Source organism: Massilia sp. YIM B02443 (genome assembly GCF_030411955.1).
Classification (GTDB): Bacteria; Pseudomonadota; Gammaproteobacteria; order Burkholderiales; family Burkholderiaceae_D; genus Telluria.
This window is the reverse complement of record NZ_JASNRA010000016.1, coordinates 106038-124332: the sequence shown is the minus strand read 5'-3', so window position 1 is coordinate 124332 and position 18295 is coordinate 106038. Positions and strand designations below refer to the sequence as shown.

General features: G+C 67.0%; 17 protein-coding genes. 7 read left to right on the top strand and 10 right to left on the bottom strand.

Annotated features, from left to right (window positions below; all coding sequences use genetic code 11):
- The first annotated feature begins 19 nt into the window (after positions 1 to 19).
- Positions 20 to 799, top strand: a complete 780-nt coding sequence (gene blaOXA, locus QPK27_RS17175) for a class D beta-lactamase (RefSeq protein WP_290419470.1) — start codon at positions 20 to 22, stop codon at positions 797 to 799.
- Between the two features lie 9 nt (positions 800 to 808).
- Here the strand turns inward: blaOXA and QPK27_RS17170 are convergent, their stop codons facing one another.
- The 6 genes from QPK27_RS17170 to QPK27_RS17145 form a co-directional block, all read right to left on the bottom strand.
- Positions 809 to 1102: a GIY-YIG nuclease family protein gene (locus QPK27_RS17170; RefSeq protein WP_290419469.1), complete on the bottom strand. Its 294-nt coding sequence runs from the start codon at positions 1100 to 1102 to the stop codon at positions 809 to 811.
- A gap of 276 nt (positions 1103 to 1378) precedes the next feature.
- Positions 1379 to 2611, bottom strand: coding sequence for an argininosuccinate synthase (locus QPK27_RS17165; RefSeq protein WP_290419468.1), 1233 nt, complete (start codon positions 2609 to 2611; stop codon positions 1379 to 1381).
- 149 nt (positions 2612 to 2760) lie between these two features.
- Positions 2761 to 3687: an ornithine carbamoyltransferase gene (gene argF, locus QPK27_RS17160; RefSeq protein ID WP_290419467.1), complete on the bottom strand. Its 927-nt coding sequence runs from the start codon at positions 3685 to 3687 to the stop codon at positions 2761 to 2763.
- A 64-nt stretch (positions 3688 to 3751) separates the two neighbouring features.
- Positions 3752 to 4684, bottom strand: coding sequence for a ribosome small subunit-dependent GTPase A (rsgA, locus tag QPK27_RS17155; RefSeq protein WP_290419466.1), 933 nt, complete (start codon positions 4682 to 4684; stop codon positions 3752 to 3754).
- Positions 4681 to 5013, bottom strand: coding sequence for a 4a-hydroxytetrahydrobiopterin dehydratase (locus tag QPK27_RS17150; protein ID WP_290419465.1), 333 nt, complete (start codon positions 5011 to 5013; stop codon positions 4681 to 4683). Before QPK27_RS17150 ends, rsgA begins: the two co-directional genes overlap by 4 nt.
- Entirely contained in the window at positions 5010 to 6272 is a 1263-nt protein-coding gene (locus tag QPK27_RS17145; RefSeq protein ID WP_290419464.1) for a M48 family metallopeptidase, read from the bottom strand. Before QPK27_RS17145 ends, QPK27_RS17150 begins: the two co-directional genes overlap by 4 nt.
- A 67-nt stretch (positions 6273 to 6339) precedes the next feature.
- Here QPK27_RS17145 and orn point away from each other — a divergent pair, with 67 nt between their 5' ends.
- The 4 genes from orn (at position 6340) to QPK27_RS17125 (ending at position 10872) form a co-directional block, all read left to right on the top strand.
- Positions 6340 to 6924 (top strand): oligoribonuclease, encoded by a 585-nt coding sequence (gene orn / locus QPK27_RS17140; RefSeq protein ID WP_290419463.1) that lies wholly within the window; start codon positions 6340 to 6342, stop codon positions 6922 to 6924.
- 80 nt (positions 6925 to 7004) lie between these two features.
- Complete coding sequence (locus QPK27_RS17135; protein ID WP_290419462.1) at positions 7005 to 8477, top strand: PAS domain-containing protein; 1473 nt, start codon at positions 7005 to 7007, stop codon at positions 8475 to 8477.
- On the top strand, positions 8398 to 9618 hold the full coding sequence (locus tag QPK27_RS17130) for an ATP-binding protein (protein WP_290419461.1): 1221 nt from the start codon (positions 8398 to 8400) through the stop codon (positions 9616 to 9618). The genes QPK27_RS17135 and QPK27_RS17130 overlap by 80 nt, the downstream gene beginning before the upstream one ends.
- 138 nt (positions 9619 to 9756) lie before the next feature.
- A complete protein-coding gene (locus tag QPK27_RS17125) occupies positions 9757 to 10872 on the top strand; it encodes an HPP family protein (RefSeq protein WP_290419460.1) in 1116 nt (371 codons plus the stop codon).
- Between the two features lie 39 nt (positions 10873 to 10911).
- On the opposite strand, the gene QPK27_RS17120 is transcribed toward QPK27_RS17125, so the two are convergent.
- A complete protein-coding gene (locus tag QPK27_RS17120) occupies positions 10912 to 11604 on the bottom strand; it encodes a UPF0149 family protein (protein ID WP_290419459.1) in 693 nt (230 codons plus the stop codon).
- Between the two features lie 150 nt (positions 11605 to 11754).
- The gene (locus QPK27_RS17115) at positions 11755 to 12795 is read right to left on the bottom strand and encodes an alpha/beta hydrolase (protein WP_290419458.1); all 1041 of its coding nucleotides are present in this window, start codon (positions 12793 to 12795) and stop codon (positions 11755 to 11757) included.
- Between the two features lie 157 nt (positions 12796 to 12952).
- On the opposite strand from QPK27_RS17115, the gene QPK27_RS17110 reads away from it, so the two are divergent.
- Both QPK27_RS17110 and QPK27_RS17105 read left to right on the top strand, forming a co-directional pair.
- Entirely contained in the window at positions 12953 to 13954 is a 1002-nt protein-coding gene (locus QPK27_RS17110; protein ID WP_290419457.1) for a serine/threonine protein kinase, read from the top strand.
- A 138-nt stretch (positions 13955 to 14092) separates the two neighbouring features.
- Positions 14093 to 16492, top strand: a complete 2400-nt coding sequence (locus tag QPK27_RS17105; RefSeq protein ID WP_290419456.1) for a hypothetical protein — start codon at positions 14093 to 14095, stop codon at positions 16490 to 16492.
- A 135-nt stretch (positions 16493 to 16627) separates the two neighbouring features.
- Here QPK27_RS17105 and QPK27_RS17100 read toward each other — a convergent pair whose 3' ends face one another.
- Both QPK27_RS17100 and QPK27_RS17095 read right to left on the bottom strand, forming a co-directional pair.
- Entirely contained in the window at positions 16628 to 17077 is a 450-nt protein-coding gene (locus tag QPK27_RS17100; protein ID WP_290419455.1) for a hypothetical protein, read from the bottom strand.
- 140 nt (positions 17078 to 17217) lie between these two features.
- Positions 17218 to 18288 carry a DUF475 domain-containing protein gene (locus QPK27_RS17095; RefSeq protein ID WP_290419454.1) on the bottom strand — a complete coding sequence of 357 codons (1071 nt, stop codon included), beginning with the start codon at positions 18286 to 18288 and terminating at the stop codon, positions 17218 to 17220.
- Positions 18289 to 18295: the final 7 nt, after the last annotated feature.

Here is an 18295-nt window from a genome sequence, read left to right as displayed (position 1 = left end):
CAACCGAGGAATAGCAACCATGATCAAGCAATGTCTGGCCGCGCTGCTGCTGGCAAGTCCACTGTTGGCGCAAGCCGCCGAATGGAAGGAAAGCGCGCAGGTGGCGCGCCTGTTCAAGCAGGAGGGCGTGGTTGGCACCTTCGTCGTCTACGACGTGGCCGCCGACGCCTACACGGTGCACGACCGCCGGCGCGCCAACACGCGCTTCATTCCGGCGTCGACCTTCAAGATCCCGAACACGCTGATCGCGCTGGCGCACGGCGCGGTCGCCAGTGTCGACGAAGTGGTCCCGTATGGCGGCAAGCCGGTAGCGCGGCCCGAGTGGGCGCGCGACATGGGACTGCGCGACGCGATCCGGATCTCGAACGTGCCGGTGTACCAGGAAGTGGCGCGGCGCGTGGGCCTGGACCGGATGCGATCGGAGCTGGTGCGGATGAAGTACGGGAACATGCAGGCCGGGACCGTGGTCGATCGCTTCTGGCTCGACGGGCCTTTGAAGATCAGCGCGGTCGAGCAGACCGAATTTTTGACCAAGCTGGCGCAGGGCACGCTGCCTTATACGAACACGGCGATGGCGGCGGTGCGCGAAATCAGCCGTCAGGATGGGGCGCCCGAGCTGTATGCCAAGACCGGCTGGGGCAGTCGGCCGGGCGAAGCGGATATCGGCTGGTGGGTCGGCTGGCTGAAGAAGGATGGCAAGCTGTATGCGTTCGCGCTGAATATGGATCTTCCCGATGGGGCGCAGGACAAGCGCGTGTCGCTGGCCAGGGCGGCGTTGCGGGAGTTGGGGCTGCTGTAGGCTAGCGTTTCAGCCGCAGATGCCCGCGTAGAGGTCGCGCCAGGCGGGGTTGGTGGACTGGATCAGGTTGATTTTCCAGTCGCGGTTCCAGCGTTTGAGTTGTTTTTCGCGGGTGATGGCCTGGGTGATATCGGTGTGGATTTCGTACCAGACCAGGCGCTTGATGAGGTGGTCCTTGGTGAAGCCGGCGACGACGCCCTCGCGGTGTTGCCAGGCGCGCTTGATCAGGTCCGACGTGACGCCGATGTACAGCGTGCCGTAGGGGCCGCTGGCCAATATGTAGACGTAGGAGGGCTTGTCCATGCGCCGAGTCTGCGCTTGCGGCCATGGCTTGCGTTTGCGTCTGCTCAGCGAAACTTGGGTTCCCGCCTGCGCGGGAACGACGGTCTTGAGGGTAGAGGTAGAACCGCTACACCTTCTTTCAGCCTGCTCTCTTCGCACGTCATTCCCGCGCAGGCGGGAATCCAAGTTCGCCGCGAACCAGTACAGCGCAAGCTCGCCCGACAAGTCCGCGCATAAAAAAGAAAGCCGCCCTACGGCGGCTTTCTCAGCCAATCCGGCCCACGGCCGGCCTACGGCTTACTGCCCGCGCTTGGCGCGCGCCTTGGCCGCAATCCGCATGCGCAGCGCGTTCAGCTTGATGAAGCCGCCCGCATCCGCCTGGTTGTACGCGCCGCCGTCTTCATCAAAAGTAGCGATGTTCATGTCGAACAGCGAATCGGTCTTCGAATCGCGCGACACCACGATCACATTGCCCTTGTACAGCTTGATGCGCACCCAGCCGTTGACGGTGGCCTGGGTGTGGTCGATCAGGGTCTGCAGCGCGACGCGCTCCGGCGCCCACCAGTAGCCGTTATAAATCAGGGAAGCGTAACGCGGCATCAGGTCGTCCTTCAGGTGCGCCACTTCGCGGTCCAGCGTGATCGACTCGATCGCGCGGTGCGCGCGCAGCATGATGGTGCCGCCCGGGGTTTCGTAGCAGCCGCGCGACTTCATGCCGACGTAGCGGTTCTCGACCAGGTCGAGACGGCCGATGCCGTGCTTGCCGCCCAGGCGATTCAGCTCGGTCAGGACCGCGGCCGGCGACAGGCGCACGCCGTTCAGGCCGACGATGTCGCCCTTTTCGAATTCGACGTCCAGGTACTCGGCTTCGTTCGGCGCCTGCTCGGGCGACACGGTCCAGCGCCACATCGACTCTTCGGCTTCGGCGCTCGGATTTTCCAGGTGACGGCCTTCGAACGAAATGTGCAGCAGGTTGGCGTCCATCGAGTACGGCGCGCCGCCGTTCTTGTGCTTCATGTCGATCTCGATGCCGGCGTCTTCCGCGTATTTCAGCAGCTTCTCGCGCGACAGCAGGTCCCATTCGCGCCATGGGGCGATGATCTTGACGTCCGGTTTCAGCGCGTAGGCGCCCAGCTCGAAGCGCACCTGGTCGTTGCCCTTGCCGGTGGCGCCGTGCGAGACGGCGTCGGCGCCGGTCTCGTTGGCAATTTCAATCAAGCGTTTCGCGATCAGCGGACGCGCGATCGAGGTGCCCAGCAGGTATTCGCCTTCATACACGGTGTTGGCGCGGAACATCGGGAACACGAAGTCGCGCACGAACTCCTCGCGCACATCGTCGATGTAAATGTTCTCTGGCTTGATGCCGAACTTGATGGCCTTGGCGCGCGCCGGTTCCAGTTCTTCGCCCTGGCCGAGGTCGGCGGTGAAGGTGACGATTTCGCAGCCATAGTGATCCTGCAGCCATTTCAGGATGACGGAGGTGTCGAGGCCGCCGGAGTAGGCGAGTACTACTTTTTTGATGTCGCTCATGGGAGTTCCAGTGATGGAGGAGAGGGGATGATGGTCAGCCGGCCCGCGCATCGCTGTTCGTAGTGAATACGATCCAGACGATATGACGGGCCGACGATCAAGCTCGGGGTTGGTGGGTTAAAACGATAATCTCGGTTGCCTCAGTTGCCTCAGTTGCCTTCCACGCGGCCGAGCAGCAGGTACTCGATCAGCGCCTTCTGCACGTGCAGGCGGTTCTCGGCCTCGTCCCAGACGACCGATTGCGGGCCGTCGATGACCTCGGCCGCGACTTCCTCGCCGCGGTGCGCCGGCAGGCAGTGCATGAAGATGGCGTCTTCGGACGCGCGCGCCATCTTGGCGCCGTCGACGATGAAGCCGTCGAAGGCGGTCAGGCGCTCCGCGTTTTCCTTTTCGAAGCCCATGCTGGTCCAGACGTCGGTGGTGACCAGGTGCGCGCCTGCGCAGGCGTCCGACGGGTTGTCGAACAGCGTGTAGCGTTGGGTGGCGACCAGCGACGGATCGAGCTCGTAGCCTTTCGGCGTCGAGACGTTCAGGTGGAAGCCGAACACCTCGGCCGCCTGCAGCCACGAGTACAGCATGTTGTTGGCGTCGCCGATCCAGGCCACGGTCTTGCCGGCGATCGAGCCGCGGTGTTCGTAGTAGGTGAACACGTCCGCCAGCACCTGGCATGGGTGGTGTTCGTTGGTCAGGCCGTTAATCACCGGCACGCGCGAGTTGGCGGCGAAGCGCTCGATGATGTCCTGGCCGAAGGTGCGCACCATGATGATGTCGCACATGCGGCTCATCACCTGGCCGGCGTCTTCCACCGGCTCGCCGCGGCCCAGCTGGCTGTCGCGGGTGTTCAGGTAGATCGCGGCGCCGCCCAGCTGGTGCATGCCGGCCTCGAAACTCAGGCGGGTACGGGTCGAGCTCTTCTCGAACACCATCACCAGGGTGCGGTCGACCAGCGGGTGATAGACCTCGTAGGCCTTGAACTTGCGCTTGATGATCGCCGCGCGCTGGATCACGTACTCGAACTCGTCGAGGGTGAAGTCGGAGAATTGCAGGAAGTGCTTGATCGGAGTGGTGCCTGGCATAATCGGTATCTGCTTTCGGTGATCCCTCGGATTATAAGGGCTTTCTCTTTCCGTTAGGGAAAGTTCAATACAGGGTCTGCGCCGACTCGTGCAGCAGCTGCCCATACAGCTCGTGGCGCATGCGCGTGATCTTGCCGGCGGCGACCGCGTCCAGCACCGCGCACTGCGGCTCGGCCAGGTGGCGGCAGTTGTAGTACTTGCAGCCGCCCAGGTAGGGCTTGAACTCGACGAAGGCGCGCTCCAGCATGCCTTCGGTCAGGTGGTACAGGCCGAATTCCTGGAAGCCGGGCGAGTCGATGATCGAGGCCGGCCGGCCATTTTCGTCGCCTTCGCCATCCAGCCAGTACAGGCGCGTGAAGGTCGTGGTGTGCTTGCCGGTGTCGAGCGCCGCCGAGATTTCGCGCACGGCGATGTCGGCGTCCGGCACCAGCAGGTTGATCAGGGACGACTTGCCCATGCCCGACTGGCCGATGAAGATCGACGACTGGCCCGCCAGGAGTGGCTGCAACAGCGCCAGCGTCTGGTCCGGATCGGCGCGCGCCGACACCTCGTGCACCGGATACCCCAGCGCGCCATACACGGCGGCGCGTTCGCGCGCGCGCGGCAGCAGGTCTTCGACGTCGGTCTTGTTCAGGATGAGATGGGCCTCGATGCCGGCCGCCTCGCACGCCACCAGCGCGCGCGAGACCAGGTCGTCGGCGAAGCCCGGTTCGGTGGCGACGACGATGAACAGGCGCGAGATGTTCGCCGCCAGCAGCTTCGACTTGTACTGGTCGGAGCGGTACAGCAGGGTGGTGCGCTCGGCGATCTGCTCGATCACGGCCTGGTCGTTCGAGGTGCGCTTGAGGTGCACCACGTCGCCCACGGCGACGTTGGTCTTCTTGCCGCGCGTGACGCATTGCAGCTTTTCGCCGTCGACGTCGGCCAGGTAATGGCGGCCGTGGGCGGCGATGATGGTGCCGGTCAGTTCGTTCTTTTCTTTAGATGCAGCGGTCATGCGCTTGCCAGTCCTGGTTGAAGCGCATTCACTTTCGCGGCGCAGATGAAATCGTTCTCGGTCAGCGCGCCGCCGGCCGAGTGGGTGCTCCAGATGACGCGGCAGGTCGAGTAGTCGATCGTCATCTCGGGATGGTGGTCCTGCTCCTCGGCCACGCCGGCCACCGCGTTGGCGAAGGCGATCGTGGCGCGGTAGTCGGGCAGCTTGAATTCGCGGAACAGCACGCCGTCGATCGCGGTCCAGCCGGGAACGTCGAGCAGCAGGGCGTCGATCGCCCACGGGTCGAGCCCCTTGGCGTTGGTCAGGCAGGTGCGGTATTCGAGCTTCATGCGGCCGCCACGGTCAGGTGTTTCACGCGCACCGAGGCCGGCGGGTGCGAATCGTAGAAGGCCGAGTGCAGCGGGTCCGGCGTCAGGGTCGAGGCGTTGTCCTCGTACATCTTGACCAGCGCCGACACCAGGTCGCGGTAGTCGGTGTGTCTGGCAGCAAAAGCGTCGGCCTCGAACTCGTGCTTGCGCGAGGTGATCGAGCTCAGTGGCGCGAATACGAAGGTGAATATCGGCAGCACCAGCATGAACAGGATCAGCGCCATGCCGTCGTTGGACGCGTTCATGAACGGCAGCACACCCAGGCCGGTATAGAACCAGGCCTGCGCTTTAAGGTAGCCCAGCAGCGCCAGGAAGGCCAGCGACATCGCGAACATCACGCTCACGCGCTTGACGATGTGGCGCAGCTTGAAGTGGCCCAGTTCGTGCGCCAGCACCGCTTCGATCTCTTGCGGCTCGAGGCGCGAGAGCAGGGTGTCGAAGAACACGATGCGCTTGGCGCGCCCGAAGCCCGAGAAGTAGGCGTTGCCGTGCGCGCTGCGGCGGCTGCCGTCCATCACGAACAGGCCGCGCGAGGCGAAGCCGACGCGCTGCATCAGGCCTTCGATGCGCTGCTTCAGGCTATCGTCCGACAGCGGCGTGAACTTGTTGAACAGCGGCGCGATCAGGCTCGGATACAGCGCGATCATCAGGAGCTGGAAGCCGCTCCAGACGAACCAGGTGTACAGCCACCACAGGTCGCCGCTTTTTTCCATCAGCGTCAGCACCACCCACAGAAGCGGCAGGCCGATCACGGCGCCGACCAGCGCGCCTTTCATCTGGTCCGACAGCCACAGGCCGGGCGTCATCTTGTTGAAGCCGAAGCGCTGTTCGAGCACGAACTTGCGGTACCAGTCGAACGGCAGGTCGAGCAAGCCCGAGATGACGGCGAACGCCACCACCAGCGCCATCTGGTGCGGCAGGCCGGGACCGAAATGGGGCACCAGCGTCAGCGACAGCCACTGCAGGCCGCCCAGCAGCGTGAAGCCGACCAGGGTCACGGCGCCCCACAGCATGGCGGCCAGGCCGAAGCGGGTCTTGGCGATGGTATAGTCGGCCGCCTTCTGGTGCGCCGCCAGCGGCACCTTTGGCGCAAACTCGGCCGGCACGCTGGCGCGATGGCGCCCGACGTGGCGCACGTGGCGCATGGCCAGCCACAGGCGCAGCCCCAGCGTCAGCAGCAAGAAAAAGACGAACAAGACCGAAAACCCGAGTGAAGACATTCTGTGCCTGTGAGAAAATGCAGGATGAGAGTTTAGCAATCAAGCGAAACAAGGCTAAGAGAGAATTATGTCACAAGCTACACAAACATCGACACCTGCTGCAGCGCAGCGCCCGAACGAATTCAACCTGGTCTGGCTGGACATGGAAATGACCGGCCTCGATCCGGACAACGACCGCATCATCGAGGTGGCGGTGGTGGTCACCGATCCGGACCTGAACGTGATCGCCGAAGGCCCGGTGTTCGCCATCCACCAGTCGGACGAGACGCTGGACAAGATGGACAACTGGAACAAGGGCACCCACGGCAAGTCGGGCCTGATCGACCGCGTGAAAGCCTCGACCGTCACCGAAGCCCAGGCCGAGCAGGAACTGATCGCCTTCCTGAAGCAGTACGTCCCGGCCAACAAGTCGCCGATGTGCGGCAACTCGATCTGCCAGGACCGCCGCTTCATGGCGCGCGGCATGCCCAAGCTGGAAGCCTTCTTCCACTACCGTAACCTGGACGTGTCGACCCTGAAGGAACTGTGCCGGCGCTGGAAGCCCGAGCTGGCGAGCGGCTTCAAGAAGGCCCAGAAGCACACCGCGCTGGCCGACATCATCGAGTCGATCGAAGAGCTGAAGTACTACCGCGAGCACTTCATCCGCCTGTAAACCTGTAACTATCGCTCGATGCCGCTGGCGTAGCAAAAAACCACGCGGTATCGGCAACAAGTTGTGCGACAATCGGTGGCATGGCCCCGCTTCAGCACACCGGATTCGCAGGCGACAGCACGATGGCGGCGCAGATGCGCGGCCACGACTGGCGCCGCTCCCCCCTCGGCGACCCCGAGGGCTGGCCGCCGTCGCTGCGCACGGCGGTCGACATGATGCTGCACTCGTCGTTCCCGATGTTCGTCGCGTGGGGCCCGCAGCTGGGCTTTCTCTACAACGACGCCTACATCCCGATCCTGGGCGAACACTATCCGGGCGCGCTCGGCCGGCCGTTCGCCGAGGTCTGGTCCGAAGTCTGGGACCAGCTGCGGCCGATGGCCGAACGCACCCTGGGCGGCAAGGCCGTCTATTTCGAAGACCTCGAGCTGACCATCGAGCGCCACGGCTATCCCGAGCACGCCTGGTTCACCTTCTCGTATGCGCCGCTGCACGACGCCGCCGGCAAGGTGATGGGGCTGTTCTGCACCTGCATGGAAACCAGCGCCCGTGTGCTGGCCGAGCGCCGTTCGGCGTTCGAGCTGAAGGTGTCCGATGCGCTCGGTCCGCTCGAGCAGCCGGACCAGGTGATCGCCACCGCCAGCGCGCTGCTCGGCATGGAGCTGGACGCGGCGCGCGTGCTGTACGCCGAGATTGATCCGCTCAGCGGCAGCCTGGCGCTGCCGCGCCTGTGGACGCGCGCGCATGAGGGCGGCGCCGCCGCGGCGCACGCGCGCCTTCCCCTGAACGACTTCAGTCCCGCCATCGTGGCCGAGCTGCGCGGCGGCGCGGTGGTGCGCATCCACGACGCCGCCAACGACCCGCGCGCCGCCGACCTGCGCGCGGCCTGGGTCGATGAGCGCATCGGCGCGCTGCTGGTGGTGCCGCTGGTGAAGGCCGGGCGCCTGATCGCCTGCCTGGGCGTCGATTGCGCCACCCCGCGTTCCTGGACCGCGCACGACATCGCGCTGGCGCGCGACGTGGCTGAGCGCACCTGGTCGGCCGCCGAGACCGCGCGCGCCCAGGCCCAGCTGCGCGAAGAGCGCGACCGCGGGCGCGACATCCTGGACAACATCTCCGAAGGCTTCGCGCTGTTCGACCGCAACTGGGTCATTCAGCGCATGAACGCCGAAGGGCTGCGCATCTGCGGCGTGGCGCGCGAGGACATCGTCGGGCGCAATCACTGGGACGCCTTCCCCGAATCAAGCGACACCGAGGCCGGGCGCATGTACCGCACGGTGATGGAAGAGCGCCGCGCCGGCAGCGCCGAATACTGCCGCACCTTCCCGGACGGACGCCGGGTGTGGTCCGACATCCGCGCCTACGCCACCCGCGACGGCGGCGTGGCCGCCTTCTTCCGCGACATCACCGACCGCAAGCTGGCCGAAGAAAAGCTGATGGAGGCCGACCGCCGCAAGGATGAATTTTTGGCGNGGCGTGGCCGCCTTCTTCCGCGACATCACCGACCGCAAGCTGGCCGAAGAAAAGCTGATGGAGGCCGACCGCCGCAAGGATGAATTTTTGGCGATGCTGGCGCACGAGCTGCGCAACCCGCTGGCGCCGATCAGCGCCGCCGCCGACCTGCTGCGCCTGGGGGCGCCGGACGAAGCGCGGGTGCGCCAGAGCAGCACCATCATCGGGCGCCAGGTACGCCACATGACGCGCCTGGTGGACGACCTGCTGGACGTCTCGCGCGTGACGCGCGGCCTGATCACGCTGGGCCAGGCGCGGGTGGCGGCGCGCGCCGTGGTCGAGGAAGCGGTGGAGCAGGTGCGCCCGAACGTCGACACGCGCGCCCAGCGCCTGACGGTGCGCCTGCCGCCCGAGACGGCGATCGTGCGCGGCGACAAGGCGCGCCTGGTGCAGGTGGTGGCCAATGTGCTGGGCAACGCCGCCAAGTACACGCCGGCCGGACGCGGCATCGACCTGCGCGCCGACGTGCTGGGCGCGCACCTGGTGCTGAGCGTGCGCGACGAAGGGATCGGCATGGAGCGCGAACTCACCGGGCGCGTGTTCGACCTGTTCGCCCAGGCCGAGCGCTCGTCCGACCGTTCGCAGGGCGGCCTTGGACTGGGGCTGGCCCTGGTCAAGCACCTGGTCGAGCTGCACGGCGGCACGGTCAACTGCTCCAGCCCGGGGCCTGGCAAGGGCAGCACCTTCGTCATCACGCTGCCGCTGCTGGCCGAGCCGGCGGCTGCGGCTGCGGTTGCGGCTGCGGCGCCGTCCGGCGAACCGGTGGCGCGCCGCGCCGGCCGCCTGAAGGTGCTGGTGGTGGACGACAACGTCGACGCCGCCGAGACGCTCGGCCTGCTGCTGGCCTCGGAAGGCCATGAAGTGGTGGTCGAGCACGAATCGCTGCGCGCGCTCGAACGCGCCCGCAGCGCGCGCCCGGACGTGTGCCTGCTCGATATCGGCCTGCCCGGGGTCGATGGCCTCGAACTGGCGCGCCGCCTGCGCGCCGACCCGGCCACCGCCGCGGCGCTGCTGGTCGCGATCACTGGCTATGGCCAGCAAAAGGACCGCGACGAGGCGTTCGCGGCCGGCTTCCAGCATCACCTGGTCAAGCCGCTCGACTTCGAGCGCCTGCTCGGCTTGCTGGACGCGGTGCGCGCCTGCGGCGAACGCAACGCCAGCCAGGTGGCGCTGACGGCCGGCTAGCCTGGCCGCTTGCACAGCCGCGCTCCCATCCGTTGCCGTACTTGCGCGGCGCATAATTTGCACCAAAATGACCGGGGTCATGCACTCGCAACGTGCAAATGTGCTGTAATGCCGTTCTTCGCGCTCTGCCTTGGTGCAATGTTCACGACTTTAATCACTCTTTTGCGGCGTCCGCACCCGGTCGCCCTGCCGCCATCGGGCCAGCTCCGGGCCGCCTTCGGCGCCCTGGTCGGCCTGATGCTGTCCGGCGTCCTCAGCCAGGTAGTGCTGGCCTGGACGGCGCCCGACGCCCATATCGCCTGGCTGGTGGCGCCCATGGCCGCCTCGGCCGTGCTGCTGTTCTGCGTCCCGGCCAGCCCGCTGGCGCAGCCGTGGCCTGTCATCGGCGGCAACGTGGTGTCGGCCCTGACCGGCGCCGCCTGCGCCCAGCTGGTGCCGGACCCGATGTTCGCCGCGCCGCTGGCCGGCGGCCTGGCGATCGCCATGATGTTCCTGCTGCGCTGCCTGCACCCGCCGGGCGGGGCGGCGGCGATGACGGCGGTGCTGGGCGGCCCGGCCGTGCACGAACTGGGCCTGAGTTTCGCAATTGCCCCGGTGGGCCTGAATACGGTGCTGCTGGTGCTGGCGGCGCTGGCCTACAACCGCCTGACCGGCGCGCATCGTCCGCACAAGCCGGCGCCGGCGCAGCCGGCCGACGTGATCGAGGACCAGGACATCGACGCCGCGCTGGCCGAATATGGCGAAGCGCTGGACGTCACGCGCGACGACCTGGCCGCGATCGTGCACGAAGCCGAGCACCATGCCGCCGAAAGGCGCGCGCGCCGCCTGCATGCGGGCGACATCGCGGTGCCGCCGCTGGCGCGCCTGCACCCCGAGATGGCGCTGGCCGATGCGCGCGTGCAACTGCTGGCGCACCGGATTCCATCCTTGCCGGTGGTCGATGGGGAAGGGCGCCTGCTCGGCATCCTGACCCAGGCGCGCCTGCTGCAGGCGGCGTCCGAGCACGAAACGCGCACGCTGGGCGCCTGGGCACGCGACGTATTGGGCAGGAGAAAAGCGGCGCTGCGGGTGGCCGAGCTGATCACGACCGGCATCGCGGTGGCCGCGACCGAGCCCGCGGCCGAGGTGGCGGCGCTGGCCGCGCGCCATGGGCTGGCCCGGGTGCCGGTGGTGGATGGGTCGGGAATGCTGCTGGGGATGGCCGGGCCGGTGGAGATGCTCAAGGCCTTGCAGGGGATCGAGCGGGTGGTTTGAACGTAGGGTTGGCGGCCCAGCCGCAAACCCTACGGGACGTTACGCCGCGTCAGCCCCGCAACACTTCTTGTACTTCTTGCCGCTGCCGCAAGGGCAGTCGTCGTTGCGGCCGACCTTCGGCTCTTCGCGCTTGACCGTCTCGACCGCGCCCTTGCGCAGCGGCAGCCAGTAGCGGTAGATGGCCGGGATGTTGGCTTCGATTTCCAGCGCCAGCCCGTGCACCTTGACCGGGTCGTCGACTTCCTTCAGTTCTTCTTCCTCGATCTCGTCGGCGCCGAGCAGGTAGACCGGGCGGATCAGTTCAGCGACTTCCGAATCCCAGATCCGTTCCCACGCCTCGGCGCGCAGTTCCACGCCTTCCCAGAAGCCCCAGCACCAGGCTTCGGGGTCGATCAGGGTCTTGCCCTCGAATTCGTGCTCGCAGTAGAGCGGCTCGAATTCCTTGGGCGAGACCTCGAACGTAATCAAGACTTCGTTCATGAAGCGCATGATCAGGTTGATGATCTTTTCTTCTTCTTTCTTGTTCTTCCACTTTGGCGCGGCCGCTTCGTCCTCGCCCCAGACCAGCGGCAGCCACTCGGCCGGCATGATGGTTTCCGGGCCGATCGCGATCGCGGTCAGGTAGCCGTGCAGGGTGTCCATCGTCATCGCGTCGTCGGAGCAACGGTCGGATAACAGGAACTGGTCGAGGTCGTCGAATTCTTTTTCGGAAAGGGGTTGTTCGAGATGCATGGGAATCTAAATAAGTGGGCTTGTTGCGTCGCTTGTTGCATTCAAGGCGCCAGTGTAACGCCTGCGACCCGCGCGAGCACGAAAAACATGCGCTGCAAATGAAAGACGCCGGGACCGGCCCGGCGTCTTCACGTTGCCATCAACAGGGGATCAGCGTTTGGCGTTGAATGCCTTGGTCAGCTCGCCGGTCGCGAAATCGTTCGCTTCCTTGGCCTTCGGCACCACCGCGCCCATGCCGAAGAATTCGTGGGTCACGCCCGTGTAATGCTTGTAGTTCACGGCCACGCCTTCCTTCTGCAGGCGGTCGGCATAGGCCTTGCCCTCGGTCATCAGCGGGTCGATCTCGGCCGTGATCACGGTCGCCGGCGGCAAACCTTTCAGCGAGGTCGCCTTCATCGGCAGCGCGTACGGGTTCTTCGGATCGGCGCCGTAGTGCTTGAAGAACCATGCCATCATCGGCTTGTTGAGCGGCTTGGCGTTGGCGTTCTTCTTGTACGACTCGTTGTTCATGTCGTCGTTCACCACCGGGTAGACCAGCAGCTGGTGCACCGGCATCTGCACCTTCTGGTCGCGCGCCATCATCGACACCACGGTCGCCAGGTTGCCGCCGGCCGACTCGCCGGCCACGGCCACGCGGGTGGCGTCGCCGTTGATGTCCTTGGCGTGGGCGATCGCCCACTGGTAGGCGGCGAATGCATCCTCGGTCTGGGTCGGGAACTTGTGCTCCGGCGCGCGGCGGTAGTCGGCCGAGACCACGACCGCCTTGGCGCCCTTGGCCAGCGCGCGCACCGACGACTCATAGACCTTGGTGTCGGCGATCACGAAGCCGCCGCCGTGGTAGTACACCACGACCGGGAACGGGCCCTTGCCTTCCGGCGTGAAGACGTGCACCGGGAAGCTGCCGCCCTTGCCCTGGACCGACATGGTCTTCATGGTGACGCCGTCTTGCGGCGCGCTGCTCTTGCCCGCGTCGGCCAGCAGTTTCTTGACCGCGTCGGCCGGGGTCGGCTGCTTGCGCGCTTCTTCCGGCGACAGGGTCTCGATCGGCTTAGGCTTCAGGGTGGCCATGGCGTCCAGCACTTTCTGCATGTTCGGCTCGGCCTTCGGCGGTTGGGCGTTCTGGGCGATGGCGACACCGCACAGCAGGCCGGCGGCGACGGCGGCGACGGTCAGGGTCAGCGATTTCTTCATGTTCTTCCTTTCGGTATTTCGTAGCGCACGCGACTGCGTCGGCTTACGTTGATGACATGAGACCTTGTTAAACATGCACGTTCAGTGCGTGAACGAACTCAGCATGATGGAAATCGGGTCATTCGCGGTTTCGCGTGCGCCACCGTACAATGCGGGCATGGATATCGACGACACCACTGCGCAAGCCCACCCGTTCGCCCGGCTCGACCCGGCCACCGTGCTCGACGCCCTCGACAGGGTCGGCCTGCATGCCGACGGCCGCCTGCTGGCCCTGAACAGCTACGAGAACCGGGTCTACCGCGCCGGCCTCGATGAAGGCGCGCCGGTGGTGGTCAAGTTCTATCGGCCCGAGCGCTGGAGCGACGCCGCCATCCTCGAGGAACACGCCTTCGTGGCCGAGCTGGTGGAGCAGGAAGTGCCGGCGGTGCCGGCATTGACGATCGACGGCCGCACGCTGCACGGCCACGCCGGTTTCCGCTTCGCCGTCTTCCCCAGCCGCGGCGGGCGCGCGCCCGAACTCGACCGGCCGGAGGTGCTGGAGTGGATTGGCCGCTTCATCGGCCGCATCCACGCCGTCGGCGCCGCGCGAGCCTATACCCAGCGCCCGGTGCTCGACCCGCAGACGTTCGGGCGCGCACCGTTCGACTACCTGCGCAATCACGGCTTCGTGCCGCCCGAGCTGCTGCCGGCCTGGACCAGCGTAGTGGAGCAGGCGCTGGACGGCGTGGCGCGCTGCTACGAGCGCGCCGGCGAATTGCCGCTGTTGCGCCTGCACGGCGACTGCCACGGCGGCAACGTGCTGTGGACCCCGGACGGGCCGCACTTCGTCGACTTCGACGACAGCCGCATGGGGCCTGCGGTGCAGGACCTGTGGATGCTGCTGTCGGGCGAACGCCAGGAGATGGTGCGCCAGATGGGCGACGTGCTGGCCGGCTACGAGGACTTCTGCGAATTCCATCCGCGCCAGCTGTACCTGGTCGAAGCGCTGCGCACGCTGCGCCTGATCCACTATGCGGCGTGGCTGGCGATGCGCTGGGACGATCCGGCGTTCCCGGCCGCTTTCCCCTGGTTCAATACCCAGCGCTACTGGCAGGACCGGATCCTGGAACTGCGCGAGCAGGTGGCGCTCATGGATGAGCCGCCGCTGTGGCCGGTATGACACACCGGTAAATACGCAGCGCAAACCGACGAGCTGACAGGGATGCCGCCCGCTGTTCGGCGTGGCATGCCTTGCAATTTTGCCGGATAATCGACACGACACATCCCATCTTCGGGATCGCCGCCAACGAGAGCTTTCATGGAACCGAACCAAGCCAAGCCAGACGATGACGACTTCATGATCGACCTGTCGCACATGGATGGGCCGCCGGAGGCGCCTGCCGCGCCCGACGTGGCACAGGCTCAGGCCGCCGGTCCGGCTGCGGCCGGGGCTGCAGCCGGAGCGGCGGCCGAGCGCAAGCCGCTCGAGATGCGCGAGATCCAGGAAGCGATCGCGCGCGTCGAAGCCGAGGCCAAGGCCAATGTGGCCGCCGAGAGCCGCGCCCACGCCGAAGCCCAGGCCCGTGCGCTGGCCGAGGAGCGCGCCGCGCTCGACGCCGCAGCGGCGGCAGCGGCGCTGGCCAATTCCCAGGCCTCCGAAGAAGCGATCGCCGCCAACCGCGACCGCCTCGATTCGCTGCGCGCCGCGGCCCAGGCCTCGAGCGAGCGGCTGGAAGCGATCCGGCAAGAGACCGCCGAGCTGCGCGCCCGCGTCAAGACCGAGACCGAGGTACGGCTGGCGGCCGAGGCGCGCGTGCGCAGCGAAGAAGAAGCGCGGCGCCGCGCCACGGTCCAGATCGAGGCCGAGGCCGAACTGGCGGCCAAGGCCGCGCGCGCCGCCGACGACCTGGTGCTGCAAACCGAACAGGCGCGCCTGCAGGCGGCCGAACGGATGGCGGCGGTGGCGGCGGCCAAGGAAGAAGTGCTGCACAACGCCAGCGCCGACGCCCGCATCGCGATCCTGGCGCGCGAGCGCGAACGCGCCGAAAAAGCCGCGCGCCAGACCGCCGAGAAGCTGGCCCAGGCCGAAGCCGAAGCGCTGGAACTGACGCTGCAGCGCGAGCGCGCCGACCAGGTGGCGCTCACCTCGGCCTTCCAGCGCGCCGCGGCCGAAGCGCGCGCGCTGGAAGAAGCGCGCGCGTTTGCCCACATCGAACAGGAACGCGAAGCGATCGCGCTGGCCCAGGCCGAATCCGAGCGGGTCGCGGCGCAATCGCTGCGCATGCGCCTGCAGACCGAGAAGGAATTGCGCGACGCCGCCACCCACCGCGCGCGGATGGAGCAGATGGCGGCCAGCAGCGCCGAGGCGCGGCGCGACGCTGAAGTGCGCATCATGGCCGCGACCGAGGCCCGCATCGAGGCCGACCGCAAGCTGCTGGACGTGTCCGAGGACCGCGCGCGCGTCGAGGAAGAAGCCGGCATGCAGAGCCAGGCGCGGCTCGAGGCCGAAGCGCAGGCGGCGAACGCCGCGCGCGACCGCATGGCGGCCGACGAAGCGGCGCAGGCGGCAGCCCTGCACGAGCAGGAAGAACAGGAGCGCGAACGGGCGCTGGCCGCAGCACGCGCCGAGCAGGCGCAGGCCGCAGCCGACGCGCTGGCGGCGCAGAACGAAGCCGAAGCGGCTGCGCTGGCGCTGGACACCGAGCGCGCCGAACTGCAACGCCAGGCGGCCGAACTGGCCGAGCAGCGCCGCGTTGAAGCCGAAGCGTTGGCCCAGGCCGAACGCGAACGGCTTGAAGCCGAAGCGGCGGCGCTGGCGCAGTTGGAACAAAAGCAGGCGGTCGAGCGTTCCCTGACGCTGGCCGCGCAGGCGCGTATCGAAGCGGAACAGGCGACGGCCGAAGCGCTGCGCAGGCAGGCCGAGGCCGAGCAGCGCCTGGAGGCGGCCCAGCGCGCGGCATGGGAAGCGCAGCAGGCGCAGGCCGACGCCGCGATCGAAGAAGCGGCGCAAGCCGAAGCGGCCGCAGCGGCCCAGCAGGCGCAGACCCGGCGCGCGGCCGAACTGGCGGCGGCCCAGGCCGAGCGGGTCGAGGTCGAGCGCCAGCAGGTGCAGCTGACCGAACAGGCGATCGCCTCCGAGCGCGAAGCGACCCAGGCCGCGCGCGAGGCGCTGGCCCTGGTCGAACGCAAGCTGGCCGCCCAGCGCCAGCAGGCCGCGGCCGACGCCCGCGCCAACGAAGCGGCGGCGGCGCGCCTGGCCTCGGAGCAGGCCGCAGCCCAGGCCGCGCAGGCGCGCGCCGAAGCCGAGGAAGAACAGGCGCACCTGGCGCGCGAGCGCGAACTGGTGGAGCAGGCCGCGATGCAGGCCGCGGTCGACAAGCGCGAAGCCCAGCGGGTGCTGCTGGAGCACGCCCAGGCGCACGCCGAGATGCAGCGCAAGTCGGCGCAAGCCACGCAGCAGATGGCCGACGCGCGCAAGCACCTGGTGAACCTGGAAAGCAAGCGCCAGGACGAACAGGCGGCCGAACTGGCGGCGACCGAACGGGTGATCGGCGAGCGGCGCCAGGAAGCCGGGCAGCGTTCCATCTCGGCGGATTTGACGCGCGAAGTGCTGGGACGCTTCAAGCAGTCGCAGGCGAGGGCGGCGGAATCGTCGGCCGCGCAGGCGGCGGCCAGGCTGGCGGAAGTGGTGGCGGCTCAGCGCAAGCTGGATCAGTAAGGCGGTGTGGCCTGCGACCTGAATACCGTCGTTCCCGCGAAGGCGGGAACCCAAGTTCGTCGCGTGCCAATCAAATCAAGCGTAGTCGGTCCGCACGCAAACTTGGATTCCCGCCTTCGCGGGAATGACGTCGGTTTATTGTGCAGACTGAGCTGGCGCCGCCGGCGCTTGCACCGCCCCACTTGCTTCGCTCGGCGACACCGGATTCACCGGCCCCGTCACCACGCCCTTGACGAAATACTCGGTATCCCCAAAGCACGAGGTCGGCACACCCTTGTGCTGCTGGTACGACACCTGCACCCGGCGACCGATATTGCTGTTCAGTTGCTTGGCCACCGCATCGTCGCGCACCGTGAACGCGAAGCGCTCCGGAATCGCGCCCGGCATGCTCGACAGCAGGATATCGCCTTCCCAGGTCTTGCACAGCCAGCCCTTCTTCGAGAACGACTGCAGGTAGCCGGCACGGTCGCCTTCGGAATACGACCAGTTCAGCGTGAACCAGGTGTACAGGCTGCCCAGGACGGCAACGATGGCGATGACGGACAGCAGCAGGGCGGTGATGCGCTTGGACGAAGTGGTCGGCATGGTGGGGCGGTGATTCCTAAGTGGTGGTCGGGATGGCAGCGAAAATGGCAGCGCCGGGGGCGCCGCGCGCCCATTCTGCCATGGCCGCGCCGGTTAGCAAACCGCCGTGTCGGATATCTGTTCCGGAATCAATTCACGCCTTAGTGCACGCCGCCCGCCGTCTCGACGCCGCCCGCGGCTTCCCCGGCCTCCATGCGCCGCCGGTAGCGCACCGACGACCACAGCGACACCAGGATGAAGGCCAGCCCCGACAGCCCGGTGAACCACTCGGGAATGTGATAGTGCACGCCGAGGAACATGATCAGCGCCAGGATGCCAATCGCGTAGTGCGCCCCGTGCTCGAGATAGACGAACTGCTGCAGCGTACCCTTGTAGACCAGGAACACCGTCATGGAACGCACGAACATGGCGCCGATCGCCAGGCCCAGCATGATGATCACCACGTCGTTGGTGATGGCGAACGCCCCGATCACGCCGTCGAAACTGAACGACGCATCCAGCACTTCCAGGTACAGGAAGCCGCCAATGCTGCCCTGCGAGATCATGGCCCCGACCGACGGGTCTTCTTCCTTTTCTTCCAGCAGGCCGCTGAGCCACTGCACGCCGATATACACCAGCACCCCGACCACGCCGGCCAGCAGCACCGCCAGCTTGCGCTCGGGCGGCATCAGGCTCATCGAGGCCAGCACGCCGAGCAGGGTGATCAATACGGCGAGGCCGCCGGTGCCGTACTGGCCCATCTTTTCCTCGATCCAGCCCAGCCAGTGCAGTTCCTTTTCTTCGTCGAACAGGAAGTTCAGGAACACCAGCGCCAGGAAGGCGCCGCCGAAGGCCGCCACCTCGGCATGGTGCTCGGTCAGGTGGCGCGAGTATTCGTTCGGGTTCTCGATCGCCATGTGCCAGACGTCGACCAGGCCGAGGCCGGTCGCCACGGCCACGATCACCAGCGGGAACAGCAGCCGCATGCCGAACACCGCCACCAGGATGCCGACCGTGAGGAACAGCTTGCGCCAGAATTCGTTCCAGTGCTTCAGCACCGAGGCGTTGACGACGGCATTGTCGAAAGAAAGCGACACTTCCAGCACCCCGAGGATGGCGGTGATCCACAGCGCCTGCAGCAGGCCGGCCATGCCGCGGTGCTCGTACCCCCACCAGCCGGCCAGGGCCATCAAGACGATGGTGACGATGAACGACCAGCGGAAATGCTGCATGGGGACT